We start from the raw sequence: 22,471 nt of genomic DNA, 5'->3' as shown, positions 1-22,471 counted from the left end.
CCGGGACTCCGGTGGCCGGGATTCCCGGGGCCGGGCTCAGAGGTGGTGGGGCGGCTTCTCGTCGAGGAAGCGCTTCAGGTCGGCGGCACTGTCACCGGTACCGTCGGCCCGCTCGCCCCACCCGCGGTCCGTATCGTCCGAGGACTGCTGGTTCAGCGGATCGTCGAAGACCAGGGCCGACTTCGGATCACGCGGTTCGGGGGCGGGGGCGGGACTCATGTCCCCAGAGTACGCCGCGGGGATGCCGGCCCACCCCGGCCGGGCCGGGCGCCTCGACGCCGTGACGGACGCGCCGCCGCCGGGAGCGGGCGGACGGCGCTCGGCACCGATCCGGGACTCCCGGCGGGCCCCCTCCGGCACCGGCACCGCTTGTGAAGGTGTTCACAAGAATTTCCGGGGCTTTTCTGCTGTGCTTGGCCCTATGACCTCCCGTTCCGCTCCCGAGTCCCCCTCGGCACCGCGGCCCGCGAGCCGCGGGACGCTGCGCAGAATGACCGCCCGCGGCCGCGACGAGGCGCACCGGGTGGCGTCACCGCTGGAACTCCTGTTCGACCTGTGTTTCGTGGTGGCCATCGCCCAGGCGGGGTCCGAGCTGGTGCACGCCGTGGCCGGGGGCCACGCGGGTCAGGGCATCCTCGACTACGCGATGATCTTCTTCGCCATCTGGTGGGCGTGGACCAACAGGACACCACCTTACCGCGCGGCCCCCTGACCTGCGCAGACGAACGCAGAAAGCCCAACTCATGCGCCGCAGACGGACGTACGCAGAGCCGACCCGCTGAGCCTTGCTTGGCCCGCCCTCTACGAGCCGGAGTCTCACCAGCGGATCGGCTCCGCACTTCCGCCGACGCACTCGGGGCACGGCCGTTTCTCGGTCCACCCACAGCGCGGACAGCCATCGAATCCGCAACAGCTGTCACACCAGATTTCGCCGTGCCCGGCACAACAACCGCAGAGATCTCCGTACTTCCATAGCGACCACGGCGGAACCCCACCCGTTCGACCGGCGCGCGGAGTATCAGCAGGACGATAGGAACTTCCGGGTTCAGCCGTACGCACCGGGGCTGTCGTCATGAATTCCGACCGTGCGGATGCCTGCGGATCTCCGCCGCTGCTTCAAATGCCTTCCCGCTCTTCCCGTCGTGCAGTGCCGCTTTCCGCTGCTGGGCGAGTGCCATGCATACATCGCAGCCATTGACCGGCGTCCCTTCCAACAGCCATGGGTCTAGGGGCAGCTCGACCGGCGCTGCCGGATATCGCTGAGGCTCCGTCATGCCGTCCAGACTCTGCCCGGAAATGATCAGTGACTAGCGGCCCACTGTCTGCCCCGATGTAGGCCAGGAATCCCGCCCTGTAGGCCAGAATCGAGAACATGGGGAGCATCGGGGCCAACATCAAACACTTGCGGGAACAGCGCGGTTGGAGTCAATCGCGGCTGGCTCACGAGGTCTGCCGGGCGGCCGGTGTGGTCGGCGAGCCGGTCGGACGCCAGGAAGTCAGCCGGTGGGAGACAGGGCGGCGTACGCCCCGTGAATGGCTGCCGTTCATCGCTGCCGCTCTCGGCGTATCCGTGGATGTGCTCCGCACCCCCTTGGCACCCGCTGAGCCGCCCTTGCCGACGCTGGCCGACTTCCTGCCCGAAGGAGACCCGCTAAGCCCCACAGAGGGCCGCACAGGGCGCCGGATCGGCATGGTTCAGGTGGACGACTTACAACAGCGCGTGCACGGCCTACGGCTCGCCGATGACGTCCTCGCTGGCGGTGACCTAATCCGTCCCGCGCTGCGTGAACTGCGCTCCGCCGTGAAGATCTACCGGGAAAGCAGCCACAGCGGCGAAGTGGGGCGCCAATTGCTGCGCCAGATTGGCGAGTTGGCACAGATTGCAGGTTGGATCACCTCGGATGCCGGACAGCACGGCGAGGCGGAGCGCATTTACCGCCTCGGTTTGAGCGCCGCCACACAGGCCGAGGACCACACCCTTGCCGGGAATATCGCCGGATCGCTGGCCTATCAACTCTCGAACACCGGGCGGGAATCCGAGGGGCTGACGCTGGCACAAGCTGCTTTACATGACGCTGGCAGCGACGCTCCACCCAAAGCCCGCGCGCTGTATCTGGACCGGGTCGCATGGGCCCACACGAAAGCCGGTGGAATCGAGAACGGACAAGCGGCCATGCGCGCACTCGGAGAAGCCGGGCAAGCGCTCAGCGAGGACGCCGAGGGAATCGAGTCACCGGCATATCTGTATTGGGTCGACGCTGGCGAACTGCGGGTCATGGAAAGCCGGGTCTACACAGAGATTCACCGGCCCTTGCGCGCCGTCCCATTGCTCCGTGAAGTGCTCAGCGGCTACGACGCCACGCACACTCGCGAATTGGCCCTCTACCTGTCGTGGCTGGCCGTTGCACTTGCCGACGGCGGCGAGCCCGAGGAATCGGCAGCAGTGGCCGAGAGGGTCATTTCACTCGGAGCTGACACGCCGTCAGAAAGAGTGGCAGAGCGCGTGCGCGTCATTCTCCGCCGGTTGCAGGACTATGCAGACGTGCCGGAAGTCGCCGCGCTACTCGCCGAGCATTCGGCACCCTAGATCATGACTGACGGAGTGTCAGATAAAGCAAGAGAGCCCCTACTCTGCCACCGGATAGCAGCTCCCAAATTTGGGATCTGCACCCAGCGACAGAGCAGGGGCTCTCTCTGCATGGACAACGCCATTTCTGGCCACCCCGAGCCGCCAAACCCGGGGAGTCTTTATTAGGTCGCGGAAGCCTTGATCACGACGACCGCAGCAGGGTTATCGACCGCTAGACCAGCGACGCGGAACGTGGCACGGAACGCGACGGCGTCCTTGTCGAACAGGAAGTCTTCACTCATGGCAAGTGCCACATCCGAGCGGACACCGATGTGAACCCGAGTGGGGTCAGCGACGATGACGGTCTTGGCCGGAAGGTTCGCCGAGACAAGCAGCGGAAGACCAACTCCAGCCTTGGCCACAGGGTCGGTAACCTGGCCCGCTAGATAACCGCCGTTGGTGGAGTTTTCCCGCTCGGTCCGCAGCGCCTTAGCCATATCGGGAGAAGCCCAGATGACTCCGGGAGTCGCGCCGATACCCTCGATGTCACTGTAAGCGGAGATCACGTTGTCCCACTTAACGACCGTGTTTCCTACCGTCAGGTTCACCGCAGTACCGACACCGGACTTTGTGAGGCCGGTTAGCTGCGAAGTGCCGGTGCCCTGGAAGCAATCTAGGTCGACCTTAGCCGCGAGGTTACGCGTCATGACGCCAGCGATAAGGTTTCGCATATCGAAACTGGCGTCGCTGATAACCTCGTTGCTCGCCTTGTAGAAGTCAGCGTACTTCTGAGGCGCGAAAGTCAGACCCGCGAAAGTCGCCGCGCTCTCAGCAATGCTTGCGCCTTCGGCGGTTACGCCGGGCGTGCTGGAACTAGTCAGCGACGGCAGGACGAACGAGCCGCCCTCAAACCGGTGCAGGTTGATTCCGGGAGCCTTTAGGAAGACCGACGAGTTTCGCAGGTGCTCAACCCACTTGTCAGCAACGGTCGTCGGAACCGCGTAACCGCCCGCCGACGGCGAAACACCGGCAATCAGGGTGCGGTATTCGTTTCCGGACGGCAGTAGGCCACGCCATTCGTCGCCCTCGTCACGACGACCATAAGAACGCTCCTCGGAACCGAGAAGCGCACCGCCAGCACGCTGAGCGAGAGAACGGGCCTCAGCCTCAAACGCTGCGCGGGCAGTGTCCTCAGCAGCGTCAGCGGCACGAAGCTCCATGAACTTGAGGGTCTCCGCGATAGCCTCACGAGTCTCCGGAGAATCCGGGCCGTTCGGGCCGTTCACGGCGGCAAGTATCTCGGTGCGCGCCATTCGCTCATCCGCCGGAATCGAGTTGATGACGGCGGCGACCTCACGAGCGTTCAGCCCGCGCTCCTCGCCCTCGGCGGCATTCAGTAGCTTGCGGATTTCAGGCTTGATCATTGGTTGTCTCCAGATGGAAAGGCCCGGGATTTGGGCATTACGAATCACCCGAGGCCGGCTCGGCCCGAGCAATTAGGCGAATTTGGGCTTTGGGAATTGGTCAATTCAGCGGGTCACAAAGCAGCACGGCCCAAGTCAGGAGAGGAGCCCGGACCGTGCTACTTCGCTATGCGCCCGCCAAAGCGCCGACCATCCCGTGCCCCCGACGGCAAGCGCCGGAAGTTTTACGGGGACTCAGATACTGAGTCCTGCCTCAAGAAGACGGCGGCACATTTCTTCAAGGACCGCTAGCCATTCCTCGCGCGCCTGTGCATTCGTGCACGCATCCGCTCGGACCTGGAATCGGTCCCAATGATCTGCGTGCCAGTTGGCTACAAAGCCGTCGTAGTCGACAATGCCGGGCCGCTCACGCAGGTACTCAATGTCTTGCAGAGCCTCAACAGGCACCGCAACCCCCCGGCCTGCTATTCCGCTTGTCGCTGCCATGAATTGAGCCCCTCCCCGAGGAGTCGGCGGCGCATGGGGAACCCGCATATCGGGGTCGCTGAGCAAAGCCGCGAGAAAATGCGAAGGAATGCGAGAGAAAAACACGAGAAACGCGCTGACCTGCGGGTTTCCCACCAATTCCGGGAAATATGCGCGCGTTCATTCCGAGGGAAGGGCGGGGGTGCCGAGACGGGCACGGCCCGAGTTCTGACCTCCCCCCACCCCTGGTGTGGTCCCCCATATCCCCCTGGAGAGCCCTCACAGCACCTCGGAGAGCGCGCCGGTCAGCCGGTAGGGGTGTGACCCCGGAGAAGGGCTGTCAGCGCTGCACAGGGCTTCGCGCCCTCGTTCGATCAGCACCTCAACCGCCCGCCAATGGCGGCACCTCGTGAACCTCACTCTTCAGCGGGTCGAAGTGCCTTTCCCTCACGTCCTGTTGTCGCGCCCGCTGTTGCACGAGCGACACAAGACCCTGAGGTTTCCTGGTTCGTTGGTCCTGCCTTGCTCAGCGGGATGACGCGCTCGCCGGTCGGATCGTCCGTGCCGCCCCACGCCACGCGCAATCGGGCTGCCGTCTGATTGCCTCAGCTCGCGCTTAGCGCCCCCGCCATATCGGCGAGAGGTACGGGTGTTCTTGCCAGGTAGTGCAGGGTGCACCCGCTACACACAAGGGGCACCCATTCCCGAGGGGGTGCAGTCGCTTACGCCTAGGCGTAGACCGAAAGGCAGCGGCGCATATCCCTCAACGAGGGAAGCTTGCAGCCCATATCCGATACAGCGCGTCGAGAGCCTTAGCGTGCTGGCACTCATCACAGTGCATGCCACGCGCGGGCCGATTGAACTCGAAAACGGAACATGTCTGCTGACAGGTTCGGCAGGTGCGAAGTGGCGGAGTCACGCGCGTCCCTCTCGTAGGAATGACAAAAGAGCCCCGGCCGCATGGACTCCTATTGCCGGATGCCGTCCGCAATAGAAGTCCGGCGCAACCGGGACTCTCTTAGTCGGCATGCTTACCCGGCATGCTCGGGAGTTCGTACGGCCCAGGAAACGTGGCATCCGACTGGGCGTATTCGCAGCTCCCAAATTTGGGAGGTGATGTGAAAGGGTCCTCGGTCCGCCGGTTATGTATGGGCGCGGGACCCTTTCACACTTACATTAGAGAGGGCGTATCTAGCCCCGACCGGTACAAGCGCATGCATGCGCGCACTGATGCGTTGGGACCCGTGATGCGCGGCGATGCTGCTCACAGGCCCGTTGTGGGTCGGATGCCTATAAATTCCGTTCCGTTGCGTGTGCGCTTTCGAGTGACATAGGGAATAGACCCGAGAGCTGCGTAGAACTGCGAACGCGTGAGTCTCCGGGTGAAGCTTTCCGCCTCGGACCACTCCTCGTAGAGGGCATAGGCATCTGCCCCGGTCATGCGGTGCGACTCGTCCCCGAGGACCGCCATGACTGGAAAGTAGCCACACAACGTGTCCAGAGGAGTGATAGCGCGGGACCATTCGCGTTTCTGCTTTGCCCGCTCCTCGTCGCGCCGTGCGTCGATCTTCGCGAATTTCGCTCGCGACGCAATGGCGTTGGCGGTGTCATTGATCAGCGACTGCCGCTCGCACTGCCCAGCGTGCCACGCTTTCTGTTCTTCGGTCAGTCGCCTAGCGGCCTCCGCTTTTAGCGGGGCAATCGCGGCGTCCAAGCCAGCGAGGCCAACGCGAATGCGTGCGCGGTCGAACAGTGCGTGATCACGGGCACAGAGTGGAATGTAGTGCAGCGGATCGGAAGACCAGACATAGTCCTCGACCTCGTGCTGATTCGGATCTGCCCAGTCGTACGCCCAGTGATTGGCAGCCTTGCCGCACCAATTGCAGACGTGCGTACGTGCCTTCCCTCTTGCGTCGTCCACTCGGCGATGCGCTTGGAAATACTGAGATCGTGCGCTCATCCTTGCGTCCTCTTGTTGGCCCCCCGCACACCGGCTGGCATGCGCAACCCGGCATGTCCGGGAGTGTTCTTACTGAGGTCTGAGAGGGGGTCTCTAGTTTCAAGGGTCCATGACGGTTGACGTTCGGACCCCATTTCTCAGATTGGCAATGGAACTTCTCTTGCAGTACTGAAAAATAGGGTCCGAACGTCAACCGTCATCAGCGCTGTTCGGAGCTTGATCCATTGCGGTCACCGTGACACTGCCGTCACTTCCCGCGCCGCTGATAGGGCGCTTCTACGGCTCGCCGGTTACGGAGTCTGACGCACCGTTAGAAACCCAGGCCGGCGAGCCCGTATCTGACGGGCCGTTAGTTTTTATGGAGTGGCCGGGAGCGGTGTTCACGAAATGCGCCAGCAAGGCTCCGTATGGCCGTACGGCGGCACGAGGAGCCCCACCGGACCGAGGGGGGCCGGGCAGGGCTGCAAGGAGCTCTCAGGGGCGCACAGGGCATACGAAAGCCCCGCCCGACCCTGGGAGGTCGAACGGGGCTGTTTAAAGCTGAGGGACGTGAGTCTCAGTGGTACTCCAGACCCTCAATGGGATCGGCGAACCCTTCCGCGTGCTCTGCATAGTGAATGAGCATTGCGACTCGCCGCAGTTGAATCTCTTGGCGGTCATGCAGGTTCGACCGGAAAGCCCGGACAAGCCTTCCTCTGTGGCTGTCTTCCTCTTGCCAGTCGGCGAGGTATCCCTCAAAGACCGCAGTAGTTAGCTGGCCAGTGATTATGTCGACCCTCATCGCTGGCCCGTCGATGAAGCGCGCCGGGGTGTTGGTGCCAGAGTGCATGTGGTCTCTCCAGTGTTGGGCGGTTGTCTTGGTACTGAGGTCTGAGAGGGGCTCTCTACGGGGCTCCGTGCGGCCGCACAGCGGCACGGCACCCCGATCCAGGCAAGAAAGCCAGCGCGGGGGCTGCAATGGGCTCACGGAGGCGCACAGGGCACGAGAAAGCCCCCGGCGGGATCTCTCCCAACCGGGGGCCGGTGTGCTGCTCTCGCTACTGCTGCGGGCGCCTCTTATCCCAGGCGTCGAGGACGGCCTCTATACGCGCCTCGTGGCCGTTGTCGCGCCACTCCGGCATCAGCCGTTGAAGGATCGGCGTCCGGTCCCCGATGTGCTTGGGGGGCAGCAAGGTGACCCTTGTAAGAGCGGCTTTCAACAGCGCTCGCTGCCCCTCGATTCCAGCGACGTCCCACAGCGCCGCGAGCGCTTCCGGGTCCATCAGGGGGGAAAGGTCAGCCTCGCGCGACAACTCCGCCAACTCCGCTTTGAGTCCCGCGATTTGCGCGGTCAAGTCGGAGCGCAACGAGGTGTAAACAGCCTCGTCCATTCCCCCACCGATGAAGAACTCTTTCTGGAGGCGGAGTTCACGCGCTGCCGCACTGTCGAGCGCTGCCGAAACGGCGTTCTTGCGTGCTTCCTTGGCCGGGTCCTGGTACGAGAGCCAACGGCGCGCAATGGCCTGGATCGTCGGCGATTCCGGCGGCAGGGAAAGAATGTGGTTGATCCACATCGTTGCCATTGCCTCATCTGCCCGCTCTCGCAGCGTCGCGATTCCCGCACACACTGATTCCCCCTGGTTGATGCGTGCCAGACAGCGGTAGTTACGGCCGCCGTTACCCATGGGCCCCTTGCAGCGCGGACAACGCAGCAGTCCCGTAAGGATCGTGGCCGCTTTTCGTATTCCGCGCGTTCGGTCGCCAAACGACGTACCGGGGCGAGAGCGGGCGGAGAACTTGGCCAGGATCAGTTCCCGCTCAGCGAAGGTGATGACACCCTTTCCGGCTTGCACCGGGTGACCGTCTGAACCCACGAGCGGATTACCGCCTCGGTGCCACTTGTCGAGAGGGGCACCGAATTCGTCGGTTACCCGCTCGCGGTCCGGAATGAGCCCGGCCCAGCTAGGCGATTGGGCGAGATGGATGATGGTCTGTGCGCGCCATTGCTTGCCCTTACGGGTCTTGACTCGTTCGCCGTTCAGCTTGTCGGCAATCTCTTTCGGCGTGTCGCCGTTCAGTAGCGCCTCTGCGATCTGCCGTGCTGTCGTGTACTCCTTTGGGTCGTGCTCCAGCTTTCCTGTTCCCTTGGGGCAGCGCAGGCCGTAGGGCACTACTCCGCCCGGCCAGCGACCCTCTGCTTTGTGTGCGTCGCTGCCGATCTTCGTGCGCTTGCTGATCGTGGCAGCTTCCTCGCGTGCACGGTCGGCGAGAATTCCGAAGATGAGCCGCATTCCCGGAAGTGAGGAATCTAGCGCCTCGGAGGTGACGACGATTCGCGCGCCACGGGGCGTCAGTTCGTCAATCAGCCGGTCAACCGCTCCCATGCCACGGCGGGAAAGACGGTCGGTGCGCCACACGTAAAGCGTCTTGCTCCGCCCTTCCAGCAGGGCGGCAGTCGCCTTCTCAAATTCTTCGCGCCGGACGTGCGCTTTGCTCGCGCTGCGCTGTTCAAACCAGACTCGCCGGATCTTCTTTTCCTCGCTGGATGCCGCGCGGCAGATGTCCCGGACGTGCGCCCGGAGCGTTGCGAGGTCGTCGCTTTTCTTGCTGCGTCGGATATAGGCATCCGCCAAATCGACCGGGTCGCCGGTCGCCGGTTCCCAGAGTCCAAGCTCTTTGAGTTCGGCGTCTTTGAAGCCGAGAGCGCGCAGCGTGGGAAGGTCTTCCCGTTCCATGGTTCATCCGTTCGCCAGAGTCGGACCGCCCCTGACTGATGGAGAGGGCACCTCTAGTTCAGAGGTGTTTCCGCAGGTCAGGGCCGGTGTTGCTCCGTTGGCTCACGTGTGGGCGTGGATGAACTTCAGCTGGTTCGCGTCCGCCTACGACAACGACGACGTGCTCTACCGGGTCGTCACGCTGGTGCAGATCGCCGGCGTCCTGGTGCTCGCGGCCGGGGTGTCCAAGGCGTTCGAGAGCCATGACTTCCTGGTCGTCTGGCTGGGCTACGTGATCATGCGGTTCGCGATGATCGCGCAGTGGCTGCGGGTGGCCCGCTCCACCGAGGGAACCGAGAGAACCATGGCGCTGCGGTACGCGGGCGGCGTCCTGCTGTGCCAGATCGGCTGGCTCGGCCTGCTGTTCGTGCCGGAGGCGGCCCGCCCGTGGGTCTTCCTGGCGGCGGCCCTCGCGGAGCTGTGCGTCCCGCTGTTCGCGGAGAAGGACTTCACCACGTCCTGGCATCCGCACCACATCTCCGAGCGGTACGGACTGTTCACGATCATCGTGCTGGGCGAGACGATCGCCGCCGCCACCGTCGCGGTGAAGTCGGCCGTAGACGAGCACGACGCGCTGAGCGAGCTGCTGCCCATCGCCGCGGGCGGCCTGCTGATCGTGTTCTCCGCCTGGTGGATCTATTTCGCGGTGCCGATCCACGGCCATCTGCGGTCCAGCGGGCAGGCCTTCCTGTGGGGGTACGGCCACTATCTGATCTTCGCGTCGGCCGCCGCGATCGGCGCGGGTCTGGAGGTCGCGGTCGAGCAGACGGTCGGCACGGCGCACATCTCGGCGCTCTCGGCGTCCGCCGCGGTGACCCTGCCGACCGCTCTGTACCTCCTCGCCGTCTGGGCGCTGCACTCCCGCCATTTCAAGGTCGGCATCGCCCAGCAGCTCGTGCTGCCGAGCACCGCGCTGCTCGTCATCCTGTGCACCTTCCTGGGCGACTGGGCGGTCCTCGCCGCGGGGATCGTCTCCGCGCTGGCCGTGGTGGCGGGGGTGGTGATGAAGTCCGGGGAACACTGGGCGTATGACAGTTGACGCTCTGACGGATGTCACGGGTCTGCGGGTGGGGCACGCGACGCGCAGCGGGGACGGCCGGCTCACGGGGACGACGGTGGTGCTCGCTCCCGAGGGAGGCGTGATCGCCGCCGTGGACGTGCGCGGCGGCGGGCCCGGCACCAAGGAGACGGACGCGCTCGATCCGCGCAACCTCGTGCAGAAGATCGAGGCCCTCGTGCTGACCGGAGGCAGCGCGTACGGTCTGGACGCGGCATCAGGCGTGATGGCGTGGCTGGAGGAGCGCGGGCGCGGGGTGCGCGTGGGGCCGGACCCCACGCACGTCGTGCCCGTCGTACCCGCCGCCTGCGTCTTCGATCTCGGGCGCGGCGGCGACTTCCGGTCGCGGCCGGACGCGTCCACCGGGCTCGCGGCGGTCGAGGCGGCCGACGCGAGTGCGCCGGGCGCGCCAGTGCGCGAGGGCTGCGTGGGCGCCGGTACCGGAGCGGTGGTCGGGCAGCTCAAGGGCGGGGTCGGGACGGCGAGCGCCGTGCTGGAGTCCGGTGTCACGGTGGCCGCGCTGGTGGTGGCCAACGCGGTGGGCTCGGTGGTGGAACCGGAAACGGGAGCGCTGTACGGGGAACTGGCGCTAGGGCGTACGACGGGTCCGTCCGCCGCGGTGCGCGAGGCCGCCCGGCTGCGGCTCGCGGAGGCCGCCGCGAGGAACGCGCCGCCGCCGTTGAACACCACGCTCGCCGTCGTCGCCACCGACGCCGCCCTGACGCGGGCGCAGGCGCAGAAGCTCGCGGGTACGGCCCACGACGGGATCGCGCGTGCCGTGCGGCCGGTGCATCTGCTGAACGACGGGGACACGGTGTTCGCGCTGGCCACGGGCGCCCGCCGGCTCGCCACCGAGAATCCCCTGGCGCTCAACGAGATCCTCGCGGCGGGCGCGGACCAGGTGACGCGCGCGATCGTGCGCGCCGTGCGCGCGGCGGAGTCGGTGGACGGGCCGGGCGGGGCGTGGCCGTCGTACGGAGAGCTGTACGGGGAGGCCGGGCCGGGCGATCGTCCCGGTTCGCTCTCGTGAGGGTTCGGCCGGGGCGGCGGGCCGGACGCGGCGCCGCCCCGGGCCGGGTCCGCGGGGCGGGAGGCAGGGGGCAGGGGGCAGGGGGCGGGGGGCGGGGGAAGTGGGGCGGGGCGGGAACGATTCGTGCGCCGGGGGCGTCGTAGCGGTAGGGAACGGGTGCGGCAAGGGCGCCTTGCCGGACATCGGGCGCAACGGCCGGAACCTTTCGCGGGACGCGCGAGTCACCGGAAGTGCCGTCTGACGAGGGCCTTTTGAGGTCGCCGCGAACCGCGGGGGAACGCACCGTGCGGCCCGCGCGTTTTCCGTCCGCACGTTTTCTCGGTTCGCGGACATGATGTCCGACCGAGGGGCTACGGTATGCACCCACAAGGTGACATGCAGCAACGCCGGGAGAAACCTTGAGCGTTCCGTACGAGACAGCAGCGTACGAACCACCCGAGTCGCCCGAGTCTCCGGAGGAGCATCTCGCACGACTTCTGGGCCGCGCCCTGAACTCGTTCGAGCTGCCCGACGAGGCGATACGGCGGCTCGACTTCGCGCTGGCGCACGACAGTTCGCTGCACTCCGCGCACCACAGCGCGGGGCTGCACCGGGAGACGTACCGGCACACCTGGCTGCTCGCCGACGGCTCCGCCGTCACGCTGTGGGAGCTGGTGCACAACACGGCGACCGGTCGTGACGCCCAGCACGAGGTCTACGCCGACGAGGAGGAGTTGCGCGCGGCCACGGCCCGGCTCCCTCTCCCGCCGGACACGCCGGACTTCGAGCTGCCCGTGTTCGTGCCGTTGTCGTCGGTCCCCGAGCCGCGTCACACCTACCTTCCCGACGACTCCGCCGATCACGCGCGCCGGCTCCTGCGGCGCGCGGAGAATCCCGACCGGCCGGGCGCCGACCTCACGTCGCTCCTGCTCCGGGAAGCGTTCGCGCACCAGATCACGCAGGCCTTCGGGCGCCCTTGCCGGGCGGGGCAGGCGGGGCTGTGCTTCTCGCTCTACGAGCACGCGTTCCTGCTCCGCGACGGGCAGGAGATCTCCCTGTGGGAGGTCGAGCACACGGCGACACCGGACCGGCGGCACATGTGCGAGGTGTACGCGTCGGAGAACGCGGCCCGGGACGCGATGGAGCGTCGGGCCGCACGGCTGGGCTGAAGATCCGGAAGGGCCCGGCACCCTGGGGTGCCGGGCCCTTCCCGGTTCGGACCTCCGCGTCACGCGAGTGGTCTGCGGAGCCTGGCGCGGCCCCGGGCCGGGATCAGCCGACGAACTCCGGCTTCCGGCCCTGGTCCCCGTTCTCGCTCCGGTCCTGGGCGTCCGTCTCGTCCTGCGCGCCCTCCACGTGCTGGGCCGGCCGCTTCGGCAGGGCGAACATCAGCAGGAAGATGACGATCAGTACGGCGGCGACCCAGCCCAGCGCGTGCTGGAAGGCGTTCACGAAGGCCGGGCCCACCTGGGTGCGGGTCAGCCGGTCGGGGATCTCTCCGAAGAAGAGGACCGAAACCAGGCCGAGGCCGAGCGCGTTGCCCATCTGCTGCACGGTGTTGATCAGGCCCGAGGCCGAACCCGAGTGCTCGCGCGGGACATCCGAGAGCACGGCGTCCGTCAGCGGGGCGACGATGAAGCCCATGCCGGCGCCCATGACGACCAGCGGAAGGGCCATCTGCCAGGAGGCGATGTCCATGCCGTACCGGTCGGACTCCCAGATGTAGAGCAGCACGCCGAGCGCCATGACCAGGGCGCCCGCCTGGAGCACCTTGCGCCCGAAGCGCGGGACGAGCAGCTGCACGGACATGCCCGCCGCGGCCGAGACGGCGATCGAGAACGGCACCCCGGTCAGCCCCGCGTGCAGCGGCCTCCAGCCCAGTCCGATCTGCATGTACAGCGTCCAGACCAGGAAGAAGATGCCGAGCGCGACTCCGAAGACGGTCTGCACGGCGATGCCCGCCGCGAAGCTCTTCACCCGGAACAGCGACAGTTCGACCAGCGGTGAACCGTCCCGCGCCGTCTTCCGCCTCTCGTACGCCACCAGCGCCGCGAAGACCACGAGGGAACCGGCCATCGACGCGTACCCCCACAGCGGCCAGCCCAGCTCACGGCCGCGGGTCAGCGGGTAGAGCAGCATCAGCAGGCCGAGGGTGACGAGGGCGACGCCGACGAGGTCGAGCTTCAGGGCCTTCGGCGCCTTGGACTCGCTGATGAAGCGGCGGCCCAGGATCAGCGCCACGACACCGACCGGCAGGTTGATGAGGAAGATCGGCCGCCATTCCAGACCGAACAGGTTCCACTCGGTGAGCAGTGCGCCGAGGAGCGGGCCCGAGACCGCGCCCAGACCGACGATCGCGCCGAAGAGGCCGAAGACCTTGCCGCGCTCGTGCGCCGGGAAGGTGGCGTGCACGATCGACAGGACCTGCGGCACCATCATCGCGGCCATGGCGCCCTGCAGGATGCGCGAGGCGACGAGCATCTCCGGGTTCACCGCGAAGCCGCACAGCGCGGACGCGACCGTGAAGCCGGCCACGCCGATGAGGAAGAGCCGCTTGCGGCCGTGGATGTCGCCGAGCCGCCCGCCGGTGACGAGTCCCGCCGCGAAGGCCAGTGCGTAGCCCGCGGTGATCCACTGGATCTGGCTGAACGTGGCGCCCGCGTCCTGCTTGATCGACGGGATCGCGATGTTGACGATCGTGACGTCGACCAGGTCCATGAAGGCCGCGGTCATCACGATGGCGAGGGCGAGCCAGCGCCGTCGGTCGGCCGCGGCGTCGGGTGCCGGGCCGCTGAGAGCGGTGTCGCCGCCGAGAGCTGTATCGGGGAGGTCGGTGGAGGTCATGCGACAAAGCTAAAGCCCTATTAGGACAGATCGTGTCCTAGTTCTCCGGCACCCTGGGCATCATGACGACCGATACTCCGGCCCGGCTTCTCCAGCTCCTCTCCCTCCTCCAGACGCCCCGTGAGTGGCCCGGTGGCGAGCTGTCCGAGCGTCTCGGGGTGTCCCGTCGTACGGTCCGCCGCGACATCGACCGGCTCCGCGAGCTGGGCTATCCGGTGCAGGCGACCAAGGGCGCGGACGGCGGCTACCGGTTGGTGGCGGGCACGGCGATGCCCCCGCTCGTCCTCGACGACGAGGAGGCCGTGGCCATCGCGGTGGGCCTGCGGGCCGGCGCCGGACACGCGGTCGCGGGCGTGGACGAGGCCTCCGTACGGGCGCTCGCCAAACTGGAACAGGTGCTGCCGTCCCGGCTGCGCCGCCGCGTGTCCACGCTCCAGGCCGCGACCACACCGCTGACCAGTGGGGACGGGGCGAGCATCGCTCCCGAGACACTGACCGTGATCGCGTCGGGCATCGCCGGCCGAGAACGGCTGCGGTTCGCCTACCGCTCCGGGGACGGGACACCGTCGCGGCGGCTGACCGAGCCGTACCGGCTGGTCTCCACCGGCCGCCGCTGGTACCTCGTCGCGTACGACCTCGACCGCGAGGACTGGCGGACGTTCCGCGTCGACCGGGTGAGCGAGCCCTTCGCGACGGGGGCCCGGTTCACCCACCGCGAGCTTCCGACCGGGGACGCCGCCGAGTTCCTGCGGCAGTCGATGTACCGGCGCCAGGAGACCTACACGTTCGACGTCACCTTCGCCGCCCCGGCCGCGTTCGTCGCGGCGCGCGTGCCCGCCTGGGTCGGTGCGCCCGAGCCGATCGACGAGCACAGCTGCCGACTGCGGGCCTCCTCCGGTGACGCGGTGGACTGGCTGGCCGTGCGGATCGCCATGGTCGGCTGCGATTTCACGGTGCACGAACCGCGAGAACTTGTGGATTACGTAAGGGAGTTGGGTGCACGGCTGAGTCGGGCGGGGGAAGTGCCGCAGACTGGCGGCGCCTGACGGTCACGAGGGTGCGCCGCAGGGGGCGGTGACAGCCGGTGGACCGTCGGCGACGGCAGGTTATGTCGCTGTGGCAGAATCTGCCGTCCGGGTCACCCCGGGGTTCAGGTTCGGGGTGGCCCGTCCCCGTCCTGCCCGGAATCCGGTCACGCGCGCCGCGCCTCCGCCGCCGCGCGGTCGCCTCGACACCCGTCCCCCGCACAGCAATGGAGCCGAGCTTCGGCGCCGGGGGGGGGGCGCCAAAGCTCGGCTCTGGAAGAGTCCCGGCGCGGGGGGGGTGTGCGTCGGGACTCGGTTCTCGGGGGCGGTGCGTTTCCGCCCGGCGATTCCGCTGGGTGCCGCTGGGTACTTCCGCTCGCTTCTTCCGCTCGGCGGGGGCCCGAAGCGTGGGCCCTGAAGTCTTGTTCCCAGGGCCCAGCGGGTTGAAGCGGCCTTACATGGCCATGTCTGGTCGACTTGTGGCCATCGTGGCGGGCGGGCCCGTGCGCGGACTGGGGAGCGAGGGTCCGGCGCCCGCCCGGTGAATCAACCCGTACGGCCCATCCACCTCGCCCGTCCGGTCCGCCCGGGGTGCCCCGCTCGCCCGGCCCGCCCCGCGCATCCCGCCGCCGCTACGCCGCCGCGTCGAATCCGGTGTCGCGCGCCAGCTTCTTCAGTTCGAGCAGGGCGTGCTTCTCTATCTGGCGGATGCGCTCGCGCGTGAGCCCGTGTTCCTTGCCGACCTCGGTGAGCGTCCGCTCCCGGCCGTCCTCGATGCCGTACCGCATCTTGATGATGGAGGCGGTGCGCTGGTCGAGGTGGCCGATCAGGTCGTCCAGTTCCTCGCTGCGCAGCAGCGTGAGCACCGACTGCTCGGGCGACACCGCCGAGGTGTCCTCGAGCAGGTCGCCGAACTGGGTCTCGCCCTCGTCGTCCACGGCCATGTTCAGCGAGACCGGGTCGCGCGCCCAGTCCAGCACGTCGCCCACCCGCTCCGGTGTCGTGCCGAGCTCGGCGGCTATCTCCGCGTGCTCGGGCTCGCGCCCGTTCTCGCGGTTGAACTCGCGCTGCACACGGCGGATCCGGCCCAGTTCCTCGACCAGATGGACGGGCAGGCGGATCGTGCGCGACTGGTCGGCGATGGAACGGGTGATGGCCTGACGGATCCACCAGGTGGCATACGTCGAGAACTTGAAGCCCTTGCGGTAGTCGAACTTCTCGACCGCGCGCACCAGGCCGGCGTTCCCCTCCTGGATCAGGTCGAGCAGGGGCAGGCCGCTGCGCGGGTAACGGCGCGCCACGGCCACGACCAGTCGCAGGTTCGAGCGGATGAAGACGTCCTTCGCGCGCTCGCTGTCGGCGACCAGCGCCTCCAACTCCTCACGGGACGCGTCCGCCTTGGCCTCCGTCTCACCGTCGAGGATCTGTCGTGCGAACACACCCGCCTCGATGACCTGGGACAACTCGACTTCCTTGGCGGCGTCGAGCAACGGTGTTCGCGCGATCTCGTCGAGGTACATGCCGACCAGGTCGCGGTCGGCGATTTCGCCGCCTCCGGCGCGAACACTGCGTGCCGCGTCGGCGGTCCCGCCGGTGGCGGACTGACGACGGGCGACGGCACGGGTTGCCATGCGTGCTCCCTTGCGTGGTGGGCTTGCGGGTGGTCCTGGACATCGGGTCTCACCCTCCCGGGTGCCCGGCATCTGCTGGAAACAACGACTGGAATCAGGACAGAATTCCCAACCCGCACCTGGATTTTTCTGATCATGCAGTACCCTGTCGCACCACATGGGAGGGCCGATGCGGTCAGAACGTACAAATGTGCAGGTCAGGCCAGGAGTGACAGCCGATCTCGGCGCGCTCACGGACCTGTACAACCACTACGTGCGTGAGACGCCGATCACATTCGACACCGACACGTTCACACCCGGACAACGTCGTCCGTGGCTGCTCTCCCACCCTGAAGACGGACCGCACCGCCTGATGGTTGCCACGGACACGGATTCACAGGCGATTCTGGGGTACGCCACGTCCAGCGCTTTTCGCGCGAAGCCCGCCTACGCGACCTCCGTGGAGGTCACGGTCTACGTCGCCCCCGACGCCGGACGCCGCGGCATCGGCACGCTCCTCTACGAAGCGCTCTTCTCGGCACTCGCCGTCGAGGACCTGCACCGGGCCTACGCGGGCATCGCGATGCCCAACGAAGCGTCCGTGCGCCTGCACGAACGCTTCGGGTTCCGGCACATCGGCACCTACCAGGAGGTCGGCCGCAAGTTCGGCCGCTACTGGGACGTGGCCTGGTACGAGAAGGAACTCCCCCACTAGGAACCCACACAGCCCACGCGGCCCACACGACTCACACGGAGCAGTGCCCCACACGGCTCACACGGAGCAGTGCCTCACGCGGCTCACACGGAGCAGTGCCTCACGCGGCTCACACGGAGCAGTGCCTCACGCGGCCCACGCCGAGCGGCGCCACACCCGGCCCACGCCGAGCGGCGCCGCACACGGAACGGCACCCCGCACAGGATTCACCCTGCGCGAAGGGCCGTTCGGGCCGCTCCGGACGGGTCGGCAGGCGGGACGGGGCCGGCGGGCGCTCAGCCGAACTGCACCGACCGCTTCGCCATCCCCAGCCAGAATCCGTCGATCACGGACCGCTGCCCGTCGAGCTCCCCGGAGGCGTCCGCCGCGCCCATGGTGACGAAGAGCGGGGCGAAGTGCTCGGTGCGCGGGTGGGCGAGACGGCCCGCCGGGGACTTGCGCTCGAAGTCGAGCAGCGCGTCCACGTCGCCGGCCTCCAGCGCGCGGTGACCCCAGTCGTCGAACTCGCTCGACCAGGTGGGCACGCCCCCGCCGGTGTGCCGCAGGGCCGCGAGATTGTGGGTGAAGAAGCCGGAACCGACGATCAGCACACCCTCGTCGCGCAGCGGCGCCAGCTTCCGCCCGATCTCGAACAGCCGGACCGGGTCGAGCGTCGGCATGGAGATCTGGAGCACCGGGATGTCGGCCTCGGGGAACATCTCCTTGAGCGGGACGTACGCGCCGTGGTCGAGACCCCGGTCCGGGACGTCCTGCACCGGCGTACCGGGCGCGCGCAGCAGCTTCCGTACGGACTCGGCGAGTTCGGGAGCGCCGGGGGCCGCGTACGTCACCTGGTAGTAGTGCTCGGGGAAGCCCCAGAAGTCGTACACGAGAGGGACCGTCTCAATCGCGCCGAGGGCGAGCGGGGCCTCCTCCCAGTGGGCGGAGACCATGAGGATCGCCTTGGGGCGGGGCAGGCCGGCGGACCAGGCGGCGAGCTGGCCCGGCCAGACGGGGTCGTCGGCGAGCGGCGGCGCACCATGGCTGAGGTACAGGGCGGGCATGCGCTCCGGCGCGGGGCGCTCCTCGGTGGCGGCGGACATGACGGCTCCCTCCGGAGAGTTCCATCGTACGGCGGCAGTGCTTGATCTTTGAAGCAGTTGCTTAAAGTCTCAAGTTCTCCTGTCGGGACCGAGCGTACGGCGAGTTTGTTTAAGTTTCAAGGAGGGGCTCGTACAGTGGAGTACATGAACACGGCACCCGCTCCCGCTGAAGAGCCGCGCTGGCTCACCGACGAGGAACAGCGCATCTGGCGTGCGTACATGCACGCCACGACCCTCCTGGAGGACCACCTCGACCGTCAGCTCCAGCGCGACGCGGGCATGCCGCACATCTACTACGGCCTGCTCGTGCAACTCGGGGAGGCACCTGACCGCCGGCTGCGGATGACGGAGCTGGCCATGAACGCGAAGATCACCCGCTCGCGGCTCTCGCACGCCGTCGCACGGCTGGAGAAGAACGGCTGGGTGCGCCGCGAGGACTGTCCGTCCGACAAGCGGGGCCAGTTCGCGGTCCTGACCGACGACGGCTACGAGGTGCTGAAGCGCACCGCTCCGGGCCATGTCGCCGCCGTACGCCAGGCCCTGTTCGACCGGCTCGGCCCGGACCAGCGCAAGGCCTTCGGCGAAGCCATGCGGATCATCGCCGAGGGACTCCAGCCGAAGGACGCGGGCGCCGACCTGCCCTGGCTGCGTTAGGGCTGCGGCCGGGGTGGACGGGGTGGACGGGGAACCTCCCGGCTCCGTCGGGCGCGGGGCCGGAGGCGGACAGGGAACTGCCCGGCTCCGCCGAACGTAGGGCCGGAGGCAAGCAGAGGACTGCCCGACCCTTGTCTGCCGCGGAGCCGGGGGCGGACAGGGGACTGCCCGGCTCTGTCTACCGCGGAGCCGGGGGCGGACAGGGGACTGCCCGGCTCTGTCTACCGCGGAGCCGGAGGCGGACAAGGGACTGCCCCAGCCCGCCTACCGCGGAGCCGGAGGTGGGCAGGGGACTGCCCGGCCCTTGTCTGCCGCGGAGCCGGAGGCGGACAAGGGGCTGCCCCGGCTCCGTGAGGCATGGAGCCGGGGCAGTCCCGGGAAGTCGTACGGACGAGGCGTCCCCACCCCCGTCCGTACGCGCGGCACCGAGCGCTACGGGCCGCGAGCGGCCACGAGCCACTGCCACGGGCCGAGGAAGTACCGGAGTACGGGTCGGCCGCGAGGTCAGTGCGCGACGACCGGCACCCGCACCTCGTCCTCCGCACCCTCGCCCGCGCCCGGGCCGGCGGTCGCGGAGACGTCCGGACGGCCGGTGTTGATCAGGGTGAAGGCGATTGCGGAGGCGACCACGAGGATGCCGACGGCGAACCAGATCGCGATGCTGTAGCCGTGCACCATGCCCTCCGCCTGGACCAGCTGCTGCTGCGCCTTGGTACCGGCGCCCGCCATGTGGTCCTTGACGTAGGCGGTGGTCGCGGAGATCGCGATCGTGTTCAGCAGGGCCGTGCCGATCGCACCGCCGACCTGCTGCGAGGTGTTGACCATCGCCGAGGCGACACCGGCGTCACGCGGCTCGATGCCGAGCGTGGCCAGCGACATGGCGGGCATGAACGCCGTACCCATGCCGAGACCCAGCAGCAGCATCGCCGGCAGCACCAGGGACGCGTACGACGAGCCGATCTCCAGCTGCGCCAGGAGCAGCATGCCGACCGCGGCGACCAGGAAGCCGGGGCCCATCAGCAGGCGCGGCGCGACCCGGGTCATCAGACGGGCACCGATCTGGGTGGAGCCCGTGATCATGCCCGCGATCATCGGCAGGAAGGCGAAGCCGGTCGAGATCGGCGAGTAGCCCTTCACGATCTGCAGGTAGTACGTCAGGAAGAGGAACGTGCCGAACATGGCGATGATCGCGAGACCGAGGGAGAGGTAGACACCGCCGCGGTTGCGGTCGAGGACGACGCGCAGGGGCAGCAGCGGAGCCTTGACCTTGGACTCGGTGAAGACGAACGCGGCCAGCAGCACGGCCGAGGCCACGAACAGGCCGACCGTCAGGGAGTCGCTCCAGCCGTCCGTCTCGGCGCGGGTGAAGCCGTAGACGAGGGAGACCAGACCGAGGGTGGACAGGACCACGCCCGGGATGTCGAGCGGCGAGCGGTTGCGGCCGCCCTTCGGCTCACGGATGACGAAGTAGGCGCCCGCGGCCGCGACGATCGCGAACGGGATGTTGACGAAGAAGGTCCAGCGCCAGTTCATGTACTCGGTGAGGACACCGCCGAGGATGAAGCCGACGGCGCCACCGCCACCGGCGATCGCACCGTAGATGCCGAAGGCCTTGGCCCGTTCCTTGGCGTCGGTGAACATCACGGCGAGCAGCGAGAGGGCGGCGGGAGCCAGCAGCGCGCCGAAGGCGCCCTGGAGGGCACGGGCGCCGAACATCATCGCGCCGCTCTGCGCGGCGCCGCCGAGCGCGGAGGCCGCGGCGAAGCCGACCAGGCCCACGACGAACGCCCGCTTGCGGCCCCACAGGTCGGCGATGCGGCCGCCGAACAGGAGCAGACCGCCGAAGGCGAGGGCGTAGGCCGTGACGACCCACTGCTTGTTGCCGTCCGAAATACCCAGGTCCTGCTGGGCCGAGGGAAGCGCGATGTTCACGATCGTGGCGTCGAGCACCACCATCAGCTGGGCCAGCGCGATGAAGGCGAGCGCCTTCCAGCGGTTGTTGTGCGCGTCGGACGCTGGGTCCGGAACTGCTTTGGACGTGCCTGTTTCAGACATGGGGGTACCCACTCCGGGACTTCGTGACGAAAAAATGAAAGGAAAGGGGACGGCTCGTCGACGGTGACGGCCGGAAGGCGGCTCGGCACGACTCGTCCCCGGGACGAGGGCGCCTCACGCGCGATGAGGTCGGGCTCGACGAGCTGTACTGGCTGTACGGGCTCTGTGGGCCATACGGACTAAACGGGCTGTACGGGCTGCACGGGCTCTACGGACCAAGTGGGCCGCACGGGTCGTACGCGCCGTACGGGTTGTTCAAGTCGTTCGCGTCGTTCGCGTTTGTGGATACGAGCAGGGGTCACGAGTTCCGACGGGCGTCCCGCGCCGGACCCACCGGCCGTCGGCCGATCGGTCACGGCGCCTGACGGGCCGGTCACACTCGCCGCAGTCCCTCCAAGTCGGCGGCCACTCCCGGCAGTTCGGAACGGGCCGGAGCCCGCATGCCGTCCAGGAGCAACTGCAGATGCCGGTGTACGAAGCGGTCGATCCCCTGGCACGCGGTACCCGGGAGCGGCCTGGTGAGCTGACTGACGGCGATCATCAGATCGCCCAACTCGACGTCGGGGCGCAGCTGTCCGGCCTCGCGGGCGCGAGCCATCAGCCGCTGTATCAGGTCGGTGATCCGGTCGCGCGCGGCGACCAGGTCGGGGTGGTTCTGGTCGAAGTTCGCGGAGAGCATCGGGCACAGGGCACCGATCCGCTCGTCGGCGGCGAAGTGCACGAAGCCGCTCAGCGCCTCGAACGCGTCGCCGTCCGCGGCGAGCGCCGCCTCGACCCACTCCGAGGTGCGGTCCATGACCGAGCACACGACCTCGCGGGCGAGGGCGTCGCGGTCGGGGAAGTTGCGGTACACCGTGGCGTTGCCGACACCGGCCCGGCGGGCGATCTCATCGAACGGCACCTCGGCACCGAACTCGACGAACATCTCGCGGGCGGCGGCGACGATCCGCTCCCGGTTGCGCAGGGCATCGGCACGGGGCCGGGCCACTCGACGCCGCACGGGGGTTGCGGTCTCCACGACGTATCTCCTCGAAGTATCTCGGGGCCTGAATGCGATCCGGGGATTCGGTCCCCGTTTCGCTCGGACGTATGACTAAACGGGGAAACGATCCCCGGTTATTTCCCTGATGCGGAACTAATGAATGTGACCTGCATCACATCCCATCCTCTCACTTCGCTCCTCCCGGCCTTCCCCCGCACCCCTTCCCGCACCCGCCCCCGCACCCCTCTCGTGCCCACCCCGCATCCG

Annotated in this window: 16 protein-coding genes and 2 pseudogenes; 8 read left to right on the top strand and 10 right to left on the bottom strand. The window is 67.9% G+C overall.

Annotated elements, in window-relative coordinates:
* Nucleotides 1-36 precede the first annotated feature (36 nt).
* On the bottom strand, nucleotides 37-219 hold the full coding sequence (locus tag ACH4S8_RS22230; RefSeq protein ID WP_398396552.1) for a hypothetical protein: 183 nt from the start codon (nucleotides 217-219) through the stop codon (nucleotides 37-39).
* A 202-nt stretch (nucleotides 220-421) separates the two neighbouring features.
* Between ACH4S8_RS22230 and ACH4S8_RS22225 the strand changes: the two are divergent.
* Together ACH4S8_RS22225 and ACH4S8_RS22220 are read left to right on the top strand one after the other, a co-directional pair.
* A pseudogene (locus ACH4S8_RS22225) lies at nucleotides 422-688 on the top strand (low temperature requirement protein A); the annotation flags it as partial.
* Nucleotides 689-1,372: 684 nt separating this feature from the next.
* Nucleotides 1,373-2,587, top strand: a complete 1,215-nt coding sequence (locus ACH4S8_RS22220; protein WP_398396550.1) for a helix-turn-helix transcriptional regulator — start codon at nucleotides 1,373-1,375, stop codon at nucleotides 2,585-2,587.
* A gap of 164 nt (nucleotides 2,588-2,751) precedes the next feature.
* Here the strand turns inward: ACH4S8_RS22220 and ACH4S8_RS22215 are convergent, their stop codons facing one another.
* The 4 genes from ACH4S8_RS22215 to ACH4S8_RS22200 form a co-directional block, all read right to left on the bottom strand.
* The gene (locus ACH4S8_RS22215) at nucleotides 2,752-3,993 is read right to left on the bottom strand and encodes a phage major capsid protein (RefSeq protein WP_398396548.1); all 1,242 of its coding nucleotides are present in this window, start codon (nucleotides 3,991-3,993) and stop codon (nucleotides 2,752-2,754) included.
* 1,729 nt (nucleotides 3,994-5,722) lie between these two features.
* A complete protein-coding gene (locus ACH4S8_RS22210; protein ID WP_398396546.1) occupies nucleotides 5,723-6,418 on the bottom strand; it encodes a hypothetical protein in 696 nt (231 codons plus the stop codon).
* Nucleotides 6,419-6,974: 556 nt separating this feature from the next.
* Entirely contained in the window at nucleotides 6,975-7,247 is a 273-nt protein-coding gene (locus tag ACH4S8_RS22205) for a hypothetical protein (RefSeq protein ID WP_398396544.1), read from the bottom strand.
* A 208-nt stretch (nucleotides 7,248-7,455) separates the two neighbouring features.
* Nucleotides 7,456-9,132 (bottom strand): recombinase family protein, encoded by a 1,677-nt coding sequence (locus ACH4S8_RS22200; RefSeq protein ID WP_398396542.1) that lies wholly within the window; start codon nucleotides 9,130-9,132, stop codon nucleotides 7,456-7,458.
* Here ACH4S8_RS22200 and ACH4S8_RS22195 point away from each other — a divergent pair.
* The 3 genes and pseudogenes from ACH4S8_RS22195 to ACH4S8_RS22185 all read left to right on the top strand — a co-directional run.
* A pseudogene (locus ACH4S8_RS22195) lies at nucleotides 9,107-10,210 on the top strand (low temperature requirement protein A); the annotation flags it as partial. The gene ACH4S8_RS22200 and the pseudogene ACH4S8_RS22195 overlap by 26 nt on opposite strands.
* The gene (locus tag ACH4S8_RS22190) at nucleotides 10,200-11,258 is read left to right on the top strand and encodes a P1 family peptidase (RefSeq protein WP_398396540.1); all 1,059 of its coding nucleotides are present in this window, start codon (nucleotides 10,200-10,202) and stop codon (nucleotides 11,256-11,258) included. The pseudogene ACH4S8_RS22195 and the gene ACH4S8_RS22190, both read left to right, overlap by 11 nt.
* A 398-nt stretch (nucleotides 11,259-11,656) precedes the next feature.
* On the top strand, nucleotides 11,657-12,406 hold the full coding sequence (locus tag ACH4S8_RS22185) for a DUF6227 family protein (RefSeq protein WP_398396538.1): 750 nt from the start codon (nucleotides 11,657-11,659) through the stop codon (nucleotides 12,404-12,406).
* A gap of 103 nt (nucleotides 12,407-12,509) precedes the next feature.
* Here ACH4S8_RS22185 and ACH4S8_RS22180 read toward each other — a convergent pair whose 3' ends face one another.
* The gene (locus tag ACH4S8_RS22180; RefSeq protein ID WP_398396536.1) at nucleotides 12,510-14,081 is read right to left on the bottom strand and encodes an MFS transporter; all 1,572 of its coding nucleotides are present in this window, start codon (nucleotides 14,079-14,081) and stop codon (nucleotides 12,510-12,512) included.
* 62 nt (nucleotides 14,082-14,143) lie between these two features.
* On the opposite strand from ACH4S8_RS22180, the gene ACH4S8_RS22175 reads away from it, so the two are divergent.
* The gene (locus ACH4S8_RS22175) at nucleotides 14,144-15,127 is read left to right on the top strand and encodes a helix-turn-helix transcriptional regulator (RefSeq protein ID WP_398396534.1); all 984 of its coding nucleotides are present in this window, start codon (nucleotides 14,144-14,146) and stop codon (nucleotides 15,125-15,127) included.
* A gap of 611 nt (nucleotides 15,128-15,738) precedes the next feature.
* Here ACH4S8_RS22175 and ACH4S8_RS22170 read toward each other — a convergent pair.
* Nucleotides 15,739-16,737 (bottom strand): RNA polymerase sigma factor RpoD/SigA, encoded by a 999-nt coding sequence (locus tag ACH4S8_RS22170; protein WP_398396532.1) that lies wholly within the window; start codon nucleotides 16,735-16,737, stop codon nucleotides 15,739-15,741.
* Nucleotides 16,738-16,906: 169 nt separating this feature from the next.
* Between ACH4S8_RS22170 and ACH4S8_RS22165 the strand changes: the two genes are divergently transcribed.
* Nucleotides 16,907-17,431: a GNAT family N-acetyltransferase gene (locus ACH4S8_RS22165; RefSeq protein ID WP_398396530.1), complete on the top strand. Its 525-nt coding sequence runs from the start codon at nucleotides 16,907-16,909 to the stop codon at nucleotides 17,429-17,431.
* Nucleotides 17,432-17,706: 275 nt separating this feature from the next.
* On the opposite strand, the gene ACH4S8_RS22160 is transcribed toward ACH4S8_RS22165, so the two are convergent.
* The gene (locus ACH4S8_RS22160) at nucleotides 17,707-18,513 is read right to left on the bottom strand and encodes a dioxygenase (protein WP_398396528.1); all 807 of its coding nucleotides are present in this window, start codon (nucleotides 18,511-18,513) and stop codon (nucleotides 17,707-17,709) included.
* Between the two features lie 144 nt (nucleotides 18,514-18,657).
* Between ACH4S8_RS22160 and ACH4S8_RS22155 the strand changes: the two genes are divergently transcribed.
* Entirely contained in the window at nucleotides 18,658-19,167 is a 510-nt protein-coding gene (locus tag ACH4S8_RS22155; RefSeq protein WP_398396526.1) for a MarR family winged helix-turn-helix transcriptional regulator, read from the top strand.
* Between the two features lie 504 nt (nucleotides 19,168-19,671).
* Here the strand turns inward: ACH4S8_RS22155 and ACH4S8_RS22150 are convergent.
* Together ACH4S8_RS22150 and ACH4S8_RS22145 are read right to left on the bottom strand one after the other, a co-directional pair.
* Nucleotides 19,672-21,222 (bottom strand): MFS transporter, encoded by a 1,551-nt coding sequence (locus tag ACH4S8_RS22150; protein WP_398396524.1) that lies wholly within the window; start codon nucleotides 21,220-21,222, stop codon nucleotides 19,672-19,674.
* A gap of 373 nt (nucleotides 21,223-21,595) precedes the next feature.
* Nucleotides 21,596-22,240: a TetR/AcrR family transcriptional regulator gene (locus tag ACH4S8_RS22145; RefSeq protein ID WP_398396522.1), complete on the bottom strand. Its 645-nt coding sequence runs from the start codon at nucleotides 22,238-22,240 to the stop codon at nucleotides 21,596-21,598.
* Nucleotides 22,241-22,471: the final 231 nt, after the last annotated feature.

This window comes from Streptomyces sp. NPDC021080, assembly GCF_044333225.1.
Taxonomy (GTDB): Bacteria; Actinomycetota; Actinomycetes; order Streptomycetales; family Streptomycetaceae; genus Streptomyces.
The sequence above is the reverse complement of the archived record's forward strand: the minus strand, read 5'-3'. Positions and strand labels throughout refer to the sequence as shown.

Coding starts and splice junctions, on each gene's coding strand:
- ACH4S8_RS22230 (WP_398396552.1), bottom strand. CDS start 219: ATGAGTCCCGCCCCCGCCCCCGAACCGCGTGATCCGAAGTCGGCCCTG.
- ACH4S8_RS22220 (WP_398396550.1), top strand. CDS start 1,373: ATGGGGAGCATCGGGGCCAACATCAAACACTTGCGGGAACAGCGCGGT.
- ACH4S8_RS22215 (WP_398396548.1), bottom strand. CDS start 3,993: ATGATCAAGCCTGAAATCCGCAAGCTACTGAATGCCGCCGAGGGCGAG.
- ACH4S8_RS22210 (WP_398396546.1), bottom strand. CDS start 6,418: ATGAGCGCACGATCTCAGTATTTCCAAGCGCATCGCCGAGTGGACGAC.
- ACH4S8_RS22205 (WP_398396544.1), bottom strand. CDS start 7,247: ATGCACTCTGGCACCAACACCCCGGCGCGCTTCATCGACGGGCCAGCG.
- ACH4S8_RS22200 (WP_398396542.1), bottom strand. CDS start 9,132: ATGGAACGGGAAGACCTTCCCACGCTGCGCGCTCTCGGCTTCAAAGAC.
- ACH4S8_RS22190 (WP_398396540.1), top strand. CDS start 10,200: ATGACAGTTGACGCTCTGACGGATGTCACGGGTCTGCGGGTGGGGCAC.
- ACH4S8_RS22180 (WP_398396536.1), bottom strand. CDS start 14,081: ATGACCTCCACCGACCTCCCCGATACAGCTCTCGGCGGCGACACCGCT.
- ACH4S8_RS22175 (WP_398396534.1), top strand. CDS start 14,144: ATGACGACCGATACTCCGGCCCGGCTTCTCCAGCTCCTCTCCCTCCTC.
- ACH4S8_RS22170 (WP_398396532.1), bottom strand. CDS start 16,737: ATGGCAACCCGTGCCGTCGCCCGTCGTCAGTCCGCCACCGGCGGGACC.
- ACH4S8_RS22165 (WP_398396530.1), top strand. CDS start 16,907: ATGCGGTCAGAACGTACAAATGTGCAGGTCAGGCCAGGAGTGACAGCC.
- ACH4S8_RS22160 (WP_398396528.1), bottom strand. CDS start 18,513: ATGTCCGCCGCCACCGAGGAGCGCCCCGCGCCGGAGCGCATGCCCGCC.
- ACH4S8_RS22155 (WP_398396526.1), top strand. CDS start 18,658: ATGAACACGGCACCCGCTCCCGCTGAAGAGCCGCGCTGGCTCACCGAC.
- ACH4S8_RS22150 (WP_398396524.1), bottom strand. CDS start 21,222: ATGTCTGAAACAGGCACGTCCAAAGCAGTTCCGGACCCAGCGTCCGAC.